The organism is Citrobacter portucalensis (genome assembly GCF_002042885.1).
Taxonomy (GTDB): Bacteria; Pseudomonadota; Gammaproteobacteria; order Enterobacterales; family Enterobacteriaceae; genus Citrobacter; species Citrobacter portucalensis.
Genome location: NZ_MVFY01000004.1, coordinates 291,036 through 307,286 on the forward strand (window position 1 = coordinate 291,036; position 16,251 = coordinate 307,286).

The 16,251-nt window shown below is 53.9% G+C and carries 12 protein-coding genes and 3 tRNA genes; 4 read left to right on the forward strand and 11 right to left on the reverse strand.

The window, feature by feature from the left end; genetic code table 11:
* Positions 1–23 precede the first annotated feature (23 nt).
* The 7 genes from hflX to nnr form a co-directional block, all read right to left on the reverse strand.
* A complete protein-coding gene (gene hflX, locus BZK40_RS08495; protein WP_003830495.1) occupies positions 24–1,304 on the reverse strand; it encodes a ribosome rescue GTPase HflX in 1,281 nt (426 codons plus the stop codon).
* Between the two features lie 74 nt (positions 1,305–1,378).
* On the reverse strand, positions 1,379–1,687 hold the full coding sequence (hfq, locus tag BZK40_RS08500) for an RNA chaperone Hfq (RefSeq protein WP_003025584.1): 309 nt from the start codon (positions 1,685–1,687) through the stop codon (positions 1,379–1,381).
* 84 nt (positions 1,688–1,771) lie between these two features.
* Positions 1,772–2,722, reverse strand: coding sequence for a tRNA (adenosine(37)-N6)-dimethylallyltransferase MiaA (gene miaA, locus BZK40_RS08505; protein ID WP_071446740.1), 951 nt, complete (start codon positions 2,720–2,722; stop codon positions 1,772–1,774).
* Positions 2,715–4,601, reverse strand: coding sequence for a DNA mismatch repair endonuclease MutL (gene mutL / locus BZK40_RS08510; RefSeq protein ID WP_079934476.1), 1,887 nt, complete (start codon positions 4,599–4,601; stop codon positions 2,715–2,717). The genes miaA and mutL overlap by 8 nt, the downstream gene beginning before the upstream one ends.
* Before the next feature lie 9 nt (positions 4,602–4,610).
* Positions 4,611–5,939, reverse strand: a complete 1,329-nt coding sequence (gene amiB / locus BZK40_RS08515; RefSeq protein ID WP_048215090.1) for an N-acetylmuramoyl-L-alanine amidase AmiB — start codon at positions 5,937–5,939, stop codon at positions 4,611–4,613.
* A 16-nt stretch (positions 5,940–5,955) separates the two neighbouring features.
* Positions 5,956–6,417, reverse strand: coding sequence for a tRNA (adenosine(37)-N6)-threonylcarbamoyltransferase complex ATPase subunit type 1 TsaE (gene tsaE, locus BZK40_RS08520; protein WP_008786002.1), 462 nt, complete (start codon positions 6,415–6,417; stop codon positions 5,956–5,958).
* On the reverse strand, positions 6,389–7,936 hold the full coding sequence (nnr, locus tag BZK40_RS08525) for a bifunctional ADP-dependent NAD(P)H-hydrate dehydratase/NAD(P)H-hydrate epimerase (protein ID WP_079934477.1): 1,548 nt from the start codon (positions 7,934–7,936) through the stop codon (positions 6,389–6,391). The genes tsaE and nnr overlap by 29 nt, the downstream gene beginning before the upstream one ends.
* Between nnr and queG the strand changes: the two genes are divergently transcribed.
* A complete protein-coding gene (gene queG / locus BZK40_RS08530) occupies positions 7,935–9,074 on the forward strand; it encodes a tRNA epoxyqueuosine(34) reductase QueG (protein WP_079934478.1) in 1,140 nt (379 codons plus the stop codon). The two genes, nnr and queG, sit on opposite strands and share 2 nt — an antisense overlap.
* 269 nt (positions 9,075–9,343) lie before the next feature.
* Here the strand turns inward: queG and BZK40_RS08535 are convergent.
* The 4 genes from BZK40_RS08535 to orn all read right to left on the reverse strand — a co-directional run bounded on the left by BZK40_RS08535 (position 9,344) and on the right by orn (position 10,626).
* Positions 9,344–9,419 (reverse strand) — tRNA-Gly (locus tag BZK40_RS08535).
* Between the two features lie 157 nt (positions 9,420–9,576).
* A tRNA-Gly gene (locus tag BZK40_RS08540) sits at positions 9,577–9,652 on the reverse strand.
* Between the two features lie 156 nt (positions 9,653–9,808).
* Positions 9,809–9,884 (reverse strand) — tRNA-Gly (locus BZK40_RS08545).
* Between the two features lie 196 nt (positions 9,885–10,080).
* The gene (gene orn, locus BZK40_RS08550) at positions 10,081–10,626 is read right to left on the reverse strand and encodes an oligoribonuclease (RefSeq protein WP_071446082.1); all 546 of its coding nucleotides are present in this window, start codon (positions 10,624–10,626) and stop codon (positions 10,081–10,083) included.
* A gap of 105 nt (positions 10,627–10,731) precedes the next feature.
* On the opposite strand from orn, the gene rsgA reads away from it, so the two are divergent.
* From rsgA to mscM, 3 genes are all read left to right on the forward strand, one after another.
* The gene (gene rsgA / locus BZK40_RS08555) at positions 10,732–11,784 is read left to right on the forward strand and encodes a small ribosomal subunit biogenesis GTPase RsgA (protein WP_172111153.1); all 1,053 of its coding nucleotides are present in this window, start codon (positions 10,732–10,734) and stop codon (positions 11,782–11,784) included.
* 92 nt (positions 11,785–11,876) lie between these two features.
* A complete protein-coding gene (gene asd, locus BZK40_RS08560; RefSeq protein WP_079934479.1) occupies positions 11,877–12,845 on the forward strand; it encodes an archaetidylserine decarboxylase in 969 nt (322 codons plus the stop codon).
* A 17-nt stretch (positions 12,846–12,862) separates the two neighbouring features.
* Positions 12,863–16,177: a miniconductance mechanosensitive channel MscM gene (mscM, locus tag BZK40_RS08565; protein WP_008785996.1), complete on the forward strand. Its 3,315-nt coding sequence runs from the start codon at positions 12,863–12,865 to the stop codon at positions 16,175–16,177.
* The last annotated feature ends 74 nt before the right edge of the window (positions 16,178–16,251 follow it).

Below are 16,251 nucleotides of genomic sequence, written 5' to 3' on the forward strand. Positions count from 1 at the left end.
ATCTTCAGGCCATATCCGTCAGATCAGACAACATAGTCTTCCAGTGCCGGTTCTTGTTTACAGAGGCGACGCCAGTCTACGATCGGCATTCGAACCTGCAGACCTACGCTGCCGTCCTCCTCCATCCACTCTTTTTCTATTGCCTGAAGTTGATAAAACCGGCTTCTCAAACGCCCTTCCTGCGGCGGCAAACGCAACGTATGCTGCGCCACCTCACCGGAAAGTCGCTCAGTCAAAGCCTGAAAAAGTTGTGGTATACCAATCCCCGTTTGCGCTGATACCCAAACGCGAATGGGTTTATTCTCTTCATCTCTGTCGATACGCGGCTCAAAGTCATCCAACATATCGATTTTATTCATCACCAGCAGGGTCGGGATCTCATGCGCATCGATCTCTTCGAGCACCGTATCGACGGCCTCAATGTTTTCCTGCACACGAAAATCTGCTGCATCAATAACGTGCAGCAACAATGTCGCCTGACGTGTTTCCTGCAAGGTGGCCTTAAACGCCGCCACCAGGTCGTGCGGCAAATGACGGATAAACCCAACGGTATCCGCCAGCACGGTCTCACCCACGTCCGCCACGTCTATTCTGCGTAGCGTCGGGTCCAGGGTCGCAAACAGCTGATCCGCTGCGTAGACCTGGGCTTCGGTGATCTGGTTGAACAGGGTGGATTTTCCGGCGTTGGTATATCCCACCAGTGATACGGTTGGGACATCCGCTTTCTTGCGCGACTGTCGCCCCTGCTCACGTTGCTTTTCAACTTTTTCCAGGCGCGACTGTATCTGCAAAATGCGATTACGCAGCAAACGACGGTCGGTTTCGAGCTGGGTTTCACCCGGACCGCGCAAACCAATCCCGCCCTTTTGCCGTTCAAGGTGAGTCCAGCCACGGACCAGACGCGTAGCCATATGGCGCAACTGCGCCAGCTCAACCTGCAACTTACCCTCATGGGTTCGCGCACGCTGGGCAAAAATATCTAAAATGAGACCAGTCCTGTCGATAACAAGACACTGGCACAACTGTTCCAGGTTACGTTCCTGGGCAGGGCTTAGAGCATGATCAAAAATCACCACCGCAGCGCCAGTCGCTTTTACGGCTTCGGCAATTTCGATTGCCTTACCTTCACCAACAAAATACTTCGGGTGCGGTGCTTTACGGCTCCCGGTAATCACCTGCATTGCTTCGACACCGGCGGAAGAAACCAGAGATTCAAACTCCTGGAGGTCTTCCATATCTTTGTCTTGCGAAAAATAGATGTGTACCAGTACCGCCTGCTCACCGGCATCATAACGGTCAAACAAGCGTCAACCCCTTAATATAAATCAACGGGGAACACAGGATCGCTGGCTCCCCGTATGTAAAACAGCTAATAACCTTATTCGGTTTCTTCGCTGTCCTGTTGCGCAGATGAACCTTGCGCGTTGCTACCGTGATGGTAGTTGCTGCCTGTGCCGCCGGTGGCATTATTGCTGTGATGAGAAACCGGACGAGACGGGACAACAGTAGAAATCGCGTGCTTATAAACCATCTGGCTGACCGTGTTTTTCAACAGGATCACGAACTGATCAAAAGACTCGATTTGACCTTGCAGCTTAATACCATTCACCAAATAAATAGAAACTGGAACACGTTCCCGACGCAGTGCGTTCAGGAACGGATCTTGTAAAGATTGCCCCTTAGCCATTCTCTCTTTTCCTTATATGCTTATTTGTACTTTGAACCTTTCGATTCTGAAAAATTGCGCACGATACGTTTCAATTGTACACATTCAGTTCGCGATAGCACCAACAACCTGTAATACTTCGTTTCGCGCCTGGTCAGGCTTTTCACTGTCAAGCCAGTGCACCCCTTCCCAACCACGCAACCAGGTTACCTGTCGCTTCGCCAACTGCCTCGTGGCGCAAACACCTCTATAAACCATTTCATCGTATGAAATTTCGCCTTCAATGTATGACCACATCTGGCGATACCCTACACAACGAATGGAAGGCAAATCCGTATGCAAATCTCCACGGGCAAAAAGCGCCCGGACTTCTGCTTCAAAACCTGAAGCTAACATCTGATGAAAACGCTGCTCAATTCGCTGATGGAGCAGTTCACGGCTCGCCGGGGCGATTGCAAACTGATGCACCTGATACGGCAAAGCATCTCCTGACGTTTGCGTCAGCTCCGTTAAAGTTTTACCCGAAATGAAAAAAACTTCCAGTGCCCGGGAAAGTCTTTGCGGATCATTTGGATGAATACGCGCCGCTGCCACGGGATCGATGTCCTGAAGCTGTCGGTGTAACGCGTCCCAACCCTGCTCTGCCGCCTGCTGCTCAATTCTGGCCCTGACTACCGGGTCCGCCGACGGTAACGGCGACAGTCCTTCAAGCAAGGCTTTGAAATATAACATTGTGCCGCCCACCAGCAACGGGATACGGCCCGTGGCGGTGATGTCGGCCATTTCGGCTAACGCATCGCGACGAAAATCCGCAGCGGAGTACGCCTGCGATGGATCGCGGATATCCAGCAATCGGTGCGGTGCGGCCTGTAATTCAGCTGCATCAGGCTTAGCTGTACCGATATCCATCCCCTTGTAAATAAGGGCGGAATCAACGCTTATCAACTCTATGGGCAAAACTTTACGCAATTCAATTGCTAATGCCGTTTTACCGGAGGCCGTTGGCCCCATCAAAAAAATCGCCTTTGGCAGGCTCGCCTTACGGGTATCACTCATGTTTCAGGGCATTCATTACCGAATGTAAATCAACAGGTTGTAACAGACCACCCGGCGGTGCCTTCACGAGTTGTGGGCAGAGCCGCTCAACATCCGCTAACAGCGTAATCGCCTGTGCCATGCTCCACTGTGGATGCTCGCTCATCAGGTTACGTGCGATCCACTGTGCAATATTGCCCGGCTCGAATACGGATTGCTGCGCCAGGTAGCCTATCAGTTCAGGAATCAAGATTTGTAAATTTTGTTGGCGTAAGGGTAAAGGCACCGCCCGGATGGTCACATGCTGCGCATCCAGCTGAAATTCAATGCCCAACTCAGCCAGTTGGCTCTGTCCTTTTTGCAGTGCTGCTTTTTCATCGGCGGTCACTTTTAGACGTAAAGGGATCAGTAACGGTTGAGCACAAACCGCTCCCTGACCCGGCGTTAACTGCGCCTGACGCAACCAACGCTCAGCCACCGGTAATGCCAACAACCGAATATGGCCATCACACTCGAGTAACGCGCAGTCTGCACCAACAATCGTTAGCACCCGGCCAAAGCCCTGACTGTTGCCAGTCAGAGGCGTCGATGGCGTTTCAGAGACCGGCGTTTTACGCGTTGGAGCAGGCGTCTGCATCAGTTGCTGATAAATTTCGCCCTGCTGCTTTTGGTATCCGGGTTGAGCATGAGGCCAACTGGCCCCCGCCTGACGGCCACCGCCACCACTACTGCCACCGCTACTGCCACTTCCAGTGCCAGCGGATGCTGAGTACCGCGGTGTCGCAGGTTCACGCGCGGGAGCCGGCTCGGCAAAATGGTTGCGTCCAGCAGCAACGCGGTTTTCCGGGATGTGCCTTGGGGCGGGTTCGTCGTCATCAGCCAACGGCAGCGGCGTTTCAAGCTGCTGTTGCAGGACGCTCAACACGCCCTGATAAATAAAATCGTGCACCAGGCGGGATTGATGGAAACGGACCTCATGTTTAGCTGGGTGTACGTTGACATCCACTTGATGCGGATCGATTTCCAGATACAGCACAAAAGCGGGCTGTTGATCGGCTCCCAGCTTATCTTCACAGGCCTGGCGGATAGCATGGTTGATCAGCCGGTCGCGCATCATCCGACCATTCACATAGCAGTACTGGATTTCTGCCAGTGCTGCCGTTGTGTGGTTAGGATCGGCCACCCAGCCGCGCAATGTTAAATCGCCATGCTGCCATTCGATCGCCAGCGCATGCTCCAGAAACGGCGTGCCGCAAATCGCGCCCAGTCGGCGCTCTTTCTGCCCATCCGCGGCCACTGCCCGGTACTGTCGCACCACTTTGCCGTTGTGCGACAAATTTATCGTCACATCAAAACGTGCCAGCGCAATGCGGCGAATAATCTCGTCGATATGATTAAATTCGGTTTTCTCGGTGCGCATAAATTTGCGCCGCGCCGGGGTGTTGTAGAACAGATCTAGCACCTCCAGCGTGGTTCCCACCGGATGCGCAGCGGGTTTAACTGTGACATCCATGTCACGCCCTTCGGCATACGCCTGCCAGGCTTCGGGTTGTTCTTGCGTACGCGACGTCAGGGTTAAGCGAGACACGGAGCTGATACTGGCCAACGCTTCGCCGCGAAATCCGAGGCTTACGATGGCTTCAAGATCGTCAAGCGAGGCTATTTTACTGGTGGCATGACGCGCCAACGCCAACGCCAGCTCGTCTTTTTTAATCCCGCAGCCGTTGTCACGAATACGGATAAGCTTCGCTCCGCCGCGTTCAATATCGATATCAATGCGCGTCGCACCGGCATCGATGCTGTTTTCCACCAGCTCTTTCACCACTGACGCAGGCCGTTCTACCACCTCGCCTGCGGCAATCTGGTTCGCCAGCTGTGGCGGTAGAACCTGAATCGGCATGGCTAATCCTTAATTTGTTAACGTGTTACCCGGCGATATGGCGCTGGCGGTTTGCGCCGGTGCGCCCTGCGGCCCGGTTTGCATCGGGTGCGCCTGGAAATAGTTACGCAATCCTTTGTAAATCGCCTCAGCCAGTTGCTGCTGGTAATCATCGCTCGCCAACAGACGTTCTTCGCTGTTGTTACTGATAAAGCCAGTTTCAACCAACACTGACGGGATATCAGGCGAACGCAGTACGCCAAGACTGGCGTGTTCAGGACGACGCTTATGCATCGAACCAATACGTTCTAACTGGCCGATCATGCTGGTCGCCACATCATACCCGACGCGCTGCGAATGACCGAACTGCAGATCCAGTACGGCCTGGCTGAGGTAAGGATCGGACTGGCTGTTTGCCAGCACATCGCCCGCGCCGCCCAACAACTCCGATTGCTTCTCGTGCTGTTCCAGCCAGCCGGCCATCTCACTGTTCGCCCGACGGTTTGACAGCACCCAAACGGAAGCACCTGTGGCATCACGATTTGGCGCGGCATCCGCGTGAATAGAAACCAGGAAATTGGCGTTTTGTTTACGCGCGACGTCTGAACGCCCCATCACCGAGATAAAGTAATCACCATCACGGGTGAGTACGCCTTTAAACATCGGATCATCATTGAGCAAACTGCGCAGCTTGCGCGCCACGGCAATCGTGACGTTTTTCTCACGCGTGCCGCCAGGACCAATAGCGCCAGGATCCTGTCCACCGTGTCCGGCATCAATGGCAATCACCACCTTATCGCCGTTGCTGGTGCTGGCGCGCGCCGCAGGGCGCGTGGAGGTATTGCTGTTAGTCACAGCCGTAGTGCGATCGTTTTCTGCTTTAAACGGATTGCGCGCTGGCTCGACAGGACGTGGGGCAACAATCGGCGCTTCAACACGCTTTGCAACCACGGGAGGTGGAGGCGGCGGCGGCGCATCAGCGTTGATGGTAAACACGACGGTATAATTGCCGCCGTTCTGGCGTTTTACTGCTTCGGCTTTACCGTTCTCGGTTAAATCCACCACCAGGCGCAGAGACTGCGCATCTTTTGGCGTGCCGGAACGGATAGATTTCACCAGATTATTGCCGCTAAACAGCAGCGGTAACCCCTGAATCACACCGGTTTGTTTAATATCCAGCGCGACGGTTCGTTTCCCGTCCTGCGAAACGGCATATTCAGGATCGCCAATAAAGCTCAGCGTAATCCGCGCCTGTTGATCGCCATTGGACACCTGAAGATCGGAGAGGCTGGCGGCCCCTGCCTGCGCGCACAGCAGGACCAGGGTTGCCATCAGCCAGTTTCTGATGCGATAAATCATCCCGCCACCCTTAAGGTTAATCGGCTAAACGCGCCAGCAATAAATCACCTGATGAGGAGACTGCGCTTACACGCGCCTCTCGACCTTGCGCCTGGTATTCAATGTGTATTTCGACGTCCGGGTCTGGCAGTACACCTTTACCTTGTTGCGGCCATTCCACCAGGCAGATGGCATCATTGGCAAAATAATCGCGGATCCCCATAAATTCCAGCTCCTCTGGGTCCGCAAGTCGGTATAAATCGAAGTGATATACCATCAAGTTATCGAGTGAATAGGGTTCAACCAGCGTGTAGGTGGGGCTTTTTACATTACCTTTATGACCTAACGCCTGCAGAAATCCCCGGCTGAAGGTGGTTTTACCCGCCCCCAGGTCGCCGTACAAATATATAACCGTCGCGCCGTCACAGGCTTTGGCTACCCGCAGTCCCAGGTCTAAAGTCGCCTGCTCATCAGGTAGTGGAATTACTCGATTCATCATGATAAACGTCAATCACATCAGGGTTAACAATACGCTGTAGCGTGGTAAAGAGATCTGTCGCCAGCATGCCGCGCGTACCAAAACGCGCCGCCAGCACATCCGCCGCCGCTCCGTGCGCAACACATCCCGCACATGCTGCATCATACGGGGTAAGCTTCTGTCCGAGCAATGCGCCAATAATACCGGAAAGCACATCCCCCATTCCGCCGCTGGCCATCCCGGCATTGCCGGTATCAATAATACCCAACTCCGCCTGTTCAGCAGCAATAACCGTACCCGCGCCTTTCAGCACCACCACGCCTCCGTACCGTTTTACCAGACGTTGTGCACAAAGTAAGCGATCGTCTTCAATTTCTGCAATGGAACAGCCCAGCAGTCGCGCGGCTTCTCCCGGATGCGGCGTGATCACGCGATTGTGACGTTTATCGGGGTTGATTGCCAGCAGGTTCAGCGCATCCGCATCCCAGAGCATCGGTTTGCGAAAATTCTCCACTTTTTGCAGCGCTTTTTTGCCCCACTCCTGCTGACCAAGCCCGGGGCCTATCACCACTACATCCGCCCACGCCAGGCTCTCTTCCAGCGTCTGCGGCGTCAGCGCATCGACCATCAGTTCCGGTCTGGCTGTCAAAATAGGCGCAATGTTTTCACTGCGCGTCAGCACTTTGACCAGCCCGGCACCTGCTCGCAGCGCGGCTTCCCCGGCCATGCGTATTGCGCCTGCCGTACCGTGGTCACCGCCGATAATCACCAGTCGACCGTGGGAACCCTTGTGCGAGGTGGGTCGACGCGGCGTTAGCCAGTGCGCAAGCTGTTGAACATCAAAACGTTGAATTGGCGCATTCTGTCCCGCCAGCCAGTCGTCCAGCCCAAGTGCGTTAACATGCAGACGCCCGGTGACATCGCGCGCTTTACCGGTGAGCAGGCCCGGCTTGAGTGCAATAAAGGTAATGGTATGCGCTGCGTTGATGACCGCGCCCGGCGTCGCTCCCGTCTGCGCCAGCAGGCCGGAGGGAATATCTATCGCCACGGTGGGGGCTGGGTGAGAATTGGCACGTTCAATCAATACCGAGAGAGACTCACGCGGCGCATGTTTTAAGCCAGTGCCTGACAGCGCATCAATAATGACGTCCACGTTATTTGGCCAATTGATATCCGCCGCGTGAATGACGCCACCAGCGTTAAGCCAGGCATCACGCGCCTGCTGCGCCTCCTCGGGGAGCGGTTTGTCACTTTCCTGCGCCAGCAACGTAACTTCAAGACCCAGCGCTTTGGCAAGTCTTGCCACTACGTAACCATCACCGCCGTTGTTGCCATGACCACATAGCACCAGCCAGTGCCGGGCGTTCGGATAAGCCTCACGAGTGACCTGAAACGCCGCCTCTCCCGCCCGTTGCATCAGTTCGTACAGCGTCAGCCCTGAACTGTCTGCCGCCTCTCGCTCCATCCGCCTGATGTCATCGGCGTGCCAGATGGAGTGTGGTATACTTGCGGGGTTTTTCTTCATTGTATGGTCCGTCATGTCAGAGCCCCTCGATCTCAATCAGTTAGCGCAAAATATTAAGCAGTGGGGGCTGGAGCTTGGCTTTCAGCAGGTCGGTATTGCCGATACCGACCTCAGCGAAGCGGAGCCCAAACTGCAGGCCTGGCTGGATAAACAATACCACGGCGAGATGGACTGGATGGCCCGTCACGGCATGATGCGCGCCCGACCTCACGAATTATTGCCCGGTACGCTACGTGTCATCAGCGTACGTATGAACTATCTTCCAGCCAATGCGGCCTTCGCCAGCACATTGAAGAATCCTTCTCTGGGTTACGTCAGCCGTTACGCGCTGGGGCGCGACTATCATAAGCTGCTACGTAACCGCTTAAAAAAGCTGGGAGAGATGATTCAACAGCACTGCGTTTCGCTGAATTTTAGACCTTTTGTCGATTCTGCGCCCATTCTTGAGCGTCCGTTAGCGGAAAAAGCCGGGCTTGGCTGGACAGGTAAGCACTCACTTATCCTCAATCGCGAAGCCGGTTCATTTTTCTTCCTCGGTGAATTACTGATCGATTTACCCTTGCCGATCGACCAACCAGTAGAAGAAGGATGCGGGAAATGCGTCGCCTGCATGACCATCTGTCCCACCGGGGCCATTGTTGAACCCTATACGGTGGATGCGCGCCGCTGTATCTCTTATCTCACTATCGAACTGGAAGGCGCGATCCCGGAAGAATTTCGTCCCTTGATGGGGAATCGAATTTATGGCTGCGATGATTGCCAGCTTATTTGCCCGTGGAACCGCTATTCACAGTTGACGGCAGAGGATGACTTCAACCCGCGCAAGCAGCTTCATGCTCCGGAGTTAATAGAGCTGTTTAGCTGGAGCGAAGCGTGGTTTTTAAAAGTCACGGAGGGGTCTGCCATTCGTCGTATTGGCCACCTGCGCTGGCTGCGAAATATCGCCGTTGCGTTGGGCAATGCTCCCTGGGATGAAGCCATTCTTCACGCACTGGAAAGTCGCAGAGGTGAGCACCCACTTCTCGACGAACACATAGAGTGGGCGGTTGCTCAGCAAATCGAGAAGCGAAATGCCTGCGTAGTTGAGGTGCAGCTACCGCAGAAACAACGTTTGGTCAGGGTCATTGAGAAGGGTCTGCCGCGCGACGCTTAAGTCATCCACAGCTTGTGTATAAAAATAAAAACACATTGATATTCAAGAGGGAAAAAATCGTCAAGTGATCGTATTAACAATTTGAAATGATAATTAAATTAATAATTTCAAATAGTTAAAATGATACTATTCACCCGGCGAAGTTTTTTGCATTCCAGGAATAATACCCGAACCTGTGGATAAGTCTGTTTACAAGAGTATGTCAATGACGAAACAAAACGTCCCCAACGCGATTATTCGTTGTGGATATTTTTATTGGGGTAAGAATTTGGAGCGGGAAACGAGACTCGAACTCGCGACCCCGACCTTGGCAAGGTCGTGCTCTACCAACTGAGCTATTCCCGCTTAATCTTCGTCTTTCGAACCACTACTGCGTTGGCTGCCTTCATTCGCCTGAGTCACTTACTTCAGTAAGTTCCTAAGGACTCATTCAGTTGCCGCCTTGTCGCAATTCGAAATCCTGCGATTTGGTGGTCTGTGCTTAACAAGCACTTTCAAATTTTGGAGCGGGAAACGAGACTCGAACTCGCGACCCCGACCTTGGCAAGGTCGTGCTCTACCAACTGAGCTATTCCCGCATAATCTTCGTCTTTCGAACCGCTACTGCGTTGGCTGCCTTCATTCGCCTGAGTCACTTACTTTAGTAAGCTCCTAAGGACTCATTCAGTTGCCGCCTTGTCGCAATTCGAAATCCTGCGATTGGTGGTCTGTGCTTTACAAGCATTTTCAAATTTTGGAGCGGGAAACGAGACTCGAACTCGCGACCCCGACCTTGGCAAGGTCGTGCTCTACCAACTGAGCTATTCCCGCAAATCTGTACTGCTTTTGTTGCTGTCGTAATTCGCATTTCTGCGTCGTTACGGGAGGCGCATTATACGAGAAATCCGTTTAGCTGCAACCCCCCTGAAAGCGTTTTTTTCGAAAATTCGTTCAAGTGATTAATTTACAATCAAGCTGAACAATTTAGCGTCAAAAAACCGGTGACGCAAGCCACCGGAGGACAAAATCAAAGATTAATAAAATGTTCGCGATAGTAAGCAAGCTCAGCAACAGATTCACGAATGTCGTCCATCGCCTGATGTGTTCCCTGCTTGGTGAAGCCCGCAAGGATTTCCGGCTTCCAACGACGCGCCAGTTCTTTGAGCGTGCTGACGTCCAGATAGCGATAATGGAAATACGCCTCCAGCTCCGGCATGTATTTAAACAGGAAACGACGATCCTGCCCGATGCTGTTGCCGCAGATAGGTGATTTCCCTTCCGGAACCCACTCTTTCAAAAAAGCCAGCGTGGCCAGTTCAGCGTCACGATCGCCCATGGTGCTCGCCTTCACGCGCTCCACCAGCCCGCTACCAGTATGCGTACGTACGTTCCAGTCATCCATTAATGCCAGCTGTTCGTCAGACTGGTGCACCGCAATTGTCGGTCCTTCAGCCAGAATATTCAGGTTGGCATCCGTCACCAGCGTGGCGATCTCAATAATGCGATCGCGCTCGGGATCCAGACCTGTCATCTCCAGATCGATCCAAATCAGGTTGTTTTCATTGGCACTCATGCTATTTTCCACCCTTCAGCGTCACATTCAGTGTGACTACATTGATCTAAAATTGTGTGTATCATAAATGTTTTGCCCATCATGGGCGACCAGGAGCCAGTCCGATTGAGTAAGAATAAACTCTCCAAAGGCCAACAGCGCCGTGTGAACGCCAATCACCAGCGTCGTCTTAAAACGTCCACGGAGAAGCCCGACTACGACGACAACCTGTTTGGCGAAACCGCCGAAGGCATCGTTATCAGCCGTTTTGGCATGCATGCCGACGTAGAGTCTGCTGACGGTGAAATTCACCGTTGCAACATCCGCCGTACAATTCGCTCACTGGTTACTGGCGATCGCGTAGTCTGGCGCCCGGGTAAAGCGGCAGCTGAAGGCGTGAATGTCAAAGGTATCGTTGAAGCGGTACACGATCGTACCTCGGTACTGACACGCCCCGACTTTTACGACGGGGTAAAGCCTATTGCCGCCAACATCGACCAGATCGTTATTGTCTCAGCCATCTTACCCGAGCTGTCACTCAATATTATCGACCGGTATCTGGTAGCCTGCGAAACGCTACACGTTGAACCGATTATCGTTCTGAATAAGATCGATCTGCTGGATGATGAAGGCATGGCCTTCGTTAACGAACAGATGGATATCTATCGCAACATTGGCTATCAGGTGTTGATGGTATCAAGCCGCACTAAAGACGGCCTGAAACCGCTTGAAGAAGCATTAACCGATCGCATCAGCATTTTTGCCGGTCAATCGGGCGTAGGTAAATCCAGCCTGCTCAATAATCTCCTCGGCCTGCAGGAAGAGATCCTGACCAATGATGTCTCTGACAACTCCGGCCTTGGACAGCACACCACCACGGCCTCTCGCCTGTATCACTTCCCGCACGGCGGCGACGTTATCGACTCCCCTGGCGTACGTGAGTTTGGACTGTGGCATCTGGAGCCGGAACAAATCACGCATGGCTTTGTCGAATTTCATGACTACCTGGGCCATTGCAAATACCGCGACTGCAAGCATGATACCGATCCAGGCTGCGCTATCCGTGAGGCTGTAGAAAAAGGGGCCATAGCCGAAACCCGGTTTGAAAATTATCACCGCATCCTGGAAAGCATGGCGCAGGTAAAAACGCGTAAAAACTTTTCTGATACAGACAACTGACAACTAAGCTAAGCATCGCTAGAATCGTCCCCCTTTTTTCAGGATCCGGCCCGTATGCCGGATCGGGAACAAATTATGGCCTGGAGGCTACCTTGTTAAACTCATTTAAGCTTTCGCTACAATACATTCTGCCGAAACTATGGCTCACTCGCCTGGCGGGTTGGGGTGCGAGCAAACGAGCGGGATGGCTGACCAAACTGGTTATCGATCTGTTCGTGAAATATTACAAGGTCGATATGAAAGAGGCGCAAAAGCCGGACACCGCCAGCTATCGCACCTTCAACGACTTCTTTGTTCGCCCGCTGCGCGATGATGCTCGCCCGATTAATACCGATCCAAACGTACTGGTCATGCCCGCTGACGGTGTGATTAACCAGTTAGGCAACATCGAGGAAGACAAACTGCTGCAGGCTAAAGGGCACAGCTATACCCTTGAAGCGCTGCTGGCAGGCAACTATCAGATGGCGGACAAATTCCGCAACGGTACGTTTGTAACCACTTACTTGTCTCCACGCGATTACCACCGTGTACACATGCCGTGTAACGGTATCCTGCGTGAAATGATGTATGTGCCGGGCGATCTCTTCTCTGTAAACATCCTGACTGCGCAAAACGTACCGAACCTGTTTGCCCGCAACGAACGTGTAATCTGTCTGTTTGATACCGAATTTGGCCCGATGGTGCTGATTCTGGTCGGCGCGACCATCGTCGGCAGTATTGAAACCGCATGGGCTGGCACCATTACTCCACCGCGTGAAGGCGTCATCAAGCGCTGGACCTGGCCGGAAGGCGAAAGCGAAGGGTCGGTGGCGCTGCTGAAAGGTCAGGAAATGGGCCGCTTTAAGCTCGGTTCCACCGTCATCAACCTGTTCGCACCTGGCAAAGTTAACCTGGTTGAGCAGTTGCAGGATCTGTCCGTGACCAAAATCGGCCAGCCAATGGCCATCTCGACCGAGACTTTCGTGACGCCAGAGGCAGAACCGGCCCCGCTGGCGAAAGAAGAGATCGAAGCAGAACACGATGCCAGCCCGCTGGTTGACGACAAAAAAGACGAAAGTTAAACATAGGAATCGCTGCTGTGCGCCTGATTATCACTTTTCTGATGGCCTGGTGCCTCAGCCTGGGGGCGTACGCTGCGACGGCCCCCGATGCCAAACAACTCACCCAGGAACTGGAGCAGGCAAAAGCGGCAAAACCCGCTCAGCCAGAAACCGTTGAGGCGCTCCAGTCCGCGCTGAATGCCCTTGAGGAGCGTAAAGGCTCTCTCGAGCGTGCCCAGCAATATCAGCAGGTTATTGATAACTTCCCCAAGCTGTCCGCAACGTTACGCGCGCAGCTTAGCAACCTGCGTGATGAACCGCGCAATGTGCCAACCGGACTCACTACCGATGCGTTAAACCAGGAGATCCTCCAGGTTAGCAGCCAACTGCTGGAAAAGAGTCGTCAGGCCCAACAGGAGCAGGATCGCGCCCGGGAAATCGCCGACTCGTTAAGCCAGCTTCCTCAACAGCAAACCGATGCCCGCCGCCAGCTCAATGAGCTTGAGCGACGCATTGGTACCGCCAACGGTAATTCCGCACAGAATCAGGCGATGCAGGCTGAATCCGCCAAACTTAAAGCCCAGGTCGATGAACTGGAGCTGGCGCAGCTTTCCGCCAATAACCGTCAGGAACTGGCGCGTATGCGCTCCGAACTGGCGGAAAAACAGAGTCAACAACTCGACGCTTACCTGCAGGCTTTGCGCAACCAGCTTAACAGTCAACGTCAGCGTGAAGCTGAGCGAGCGCTGGAAAGCACCGAACTGCTGGCGGAAAACAGCGCGGGACTGCCGGAGGGTATTGTCGACCAGTTCAAGGTAAACCGCGAGCTGTCTCAGGCCTTAAACCAGCAAGCACAGCGTATGGACCTGGTCGCTTCGCAGCAGCGTCAGGCCGCCAGCCAAACGCTGCAGGTGCGTCAGGCATTGAATACGCTGCGAGAGCAGTCTCAGTGGCTTGGGGTTTCAAATATGCTGGGAGAAGCGCTGCGAGCGCAGGTATCCCGTTTACCGGAAATGCCCAAGCCTCAGCAGCTGGATACCGAAATGGCGCAGCTTCGCGTACACCGCATGCGCTATGAGGATCTCCTCAACAAACAGCCGCAGCTGCGTCAGATTCATCAGGCCGATGGACAACCGCTGACCGCTGAACAGAGCAGCATCCTCAACGCCCAGCTACGCACCCAGCGTGAGCTGCTGAACTCATTGTTACAGGGTGGCGATACGCTGATCCTTGAGCTGACCAAGCTCAAAGTTTCCAACAGCCAACTGGAAGATGCGCTAAAAGAGGTCAACGAAGCGACGCACCGCTACCTGTTCTGGACGTCAGACGTTAGCCCTATCTCCCTCTCCTGGCCTGTCGACATCGTTCAGGATCTGCGGCGTCTGATCTCATTAGATACGTTTAATCAGTTGGGCAAAGCCAGCATCATGATGCTGACCAGCAAAGAAACGCTGCTACCGCTGTTCGCGGCGTTGGTGTTAGTTGGCTTTAGCCTCTCTTCGCGCAAGCACTTCACCCGTTTCCTTGAACGCTCGTCCGCGCGGGTCGGGAAAGTCACCCAGGATCACTTCTGGCTGACAATACGCACGGTATTCTGGTCAATACTCGTCGCTTCGCCGTTGCCAGTGCTGTGGGCAACGCTCGGTTACGGATTGCAGGAAGCCTGGCCTTATCCGTTGGCTGTCGCGATCGGCGATGGCGTTACCGCCACGGTGCCCATGCTGTGGGCAGTAATGATCTGCGCCACCTTTGCACGTCCCAACGGTCTGTTCATTGCCCACTTTGGCTGGCCGCGGAACCGCGTCGCGAAAGCCATGCACTATTACCTGATGAGCATCGGGCTGATTGTCCCGTTGATCATGGCGGTGATTATGTTTGATAACCTCAATGACCGGGAATTCTCCGCCTCACTGGGGCGTCTGTGCTTTATTCTGATTTGCGGTGCGCTGGCTGTCGTAACCCTGAGCCTGAAACGCGCCGGGATACCGCTGTACCTCGATAAAGAGGGCAACAGCGATAACATGGTCAACAGCATGCTGTGGAATATGCTGATGGGTGCGCCGCTGATTGCCATTCTCGCCGCGGCAGTAGGCTACCTCGCCACGTCACAAGCCCTGCTGGCACGTCTGGAAACGTCTGTAGCGATTTGGTTCTTATTACTGGTGGTGTATCACGTTATCCGCCGTTGGATGCTGATTCAGCGTCGCCGCCTGGCGTTTGACCGCGCCAAGCATCGACGCGCTGAAATGCTGGCGCAGCGCGCGCGGGGCGAAGAAGAACCACCGCATTCCACCAGCCTTGAAGGCGCGATTGACGTTGATGAAAGCGAAGTGGATCTGGATGCTATCAGCGCGCAATCGCTGCGCCTGGTGCGTTCTATCCTGATGCTTATCGCCCTGCTCTCGGTCATTGTACTGTGGTCAGAAATTCATTCCGCTTTCGGCTTCCTGGAAAACATCTCGTTGTGGGATGTCACCTCCACGGTTCAGGGCGTGGAAAGCTTAGAACCGATAACGCTGGGCGCGGTGCTTATCGCGATTCTGGTATTTATCATCACCACCCAGTTAGTGCGCAACCTACCCGCACTGCTGGAGCTGGCACTACTGCAACATCTGGATTTAACCCCCGGCACCGGTTATGCCATCACCACCATCACCAAGTATCTGCTGATGCTGATTGGCGGTCTGGTTGGCTTCTCAATGATCGGTATTGAATGGTCCAAACTGCAATGGCTGGTGGCGGCTCTCGGTGTCGGTCTGGGCTTTGGTTTGCAGGAGATCTTCGCCAACTTTATTTCCGGCCTGATTATCCTGTTTGAAAAACCAATCCGCATTGGCGACACGGTGACGATTCGCGATCTTACCGGTAGCGTGACGAAGATTAATACCCGTGCCACCACTATCAGCGACTGGGACCGCAAAGAGATCATCGTGCCCAACAAAGCCTTTATCACCGAACAGTTTATCAACTGGTCGTTATCCGATTCAGTCACCCGTGTGGTGTTAACCATCCCGGCACCGTCAGAGGCGAACAGCGAGGAGGTTACGCAGATCCTGCTGACTGCCGCGCAGCGCTGTTCGCTGGTTATCGATAATCCGGCACCTGAAGTCTTCCTGGTTGACCTGCAGCAGGGGATTCAAATCTTCGAACTGCGTATTTATGCCGCAGAGATGGGACATCGCATGCCGCTGCGCCATGAAATCCATCAACTGATTCTGGCAGGCTTCCGCGAGCACGGTATTGATATGCCGTTCCCTCCGTTCCAGATGCGTCTGGAGAGCCTCGGCGGTAAGCAAACAGGGAGAACATTAAGTTCTGCAGGAAGAGGCAGTCGCCCGGCAGGGAGTTTGTAACGCACAATGCAGGCAAGAAATGCCGGATGGCGACCCGTTGGGTCTAATCCGGCCTACGGGTCTGCAATTAACCT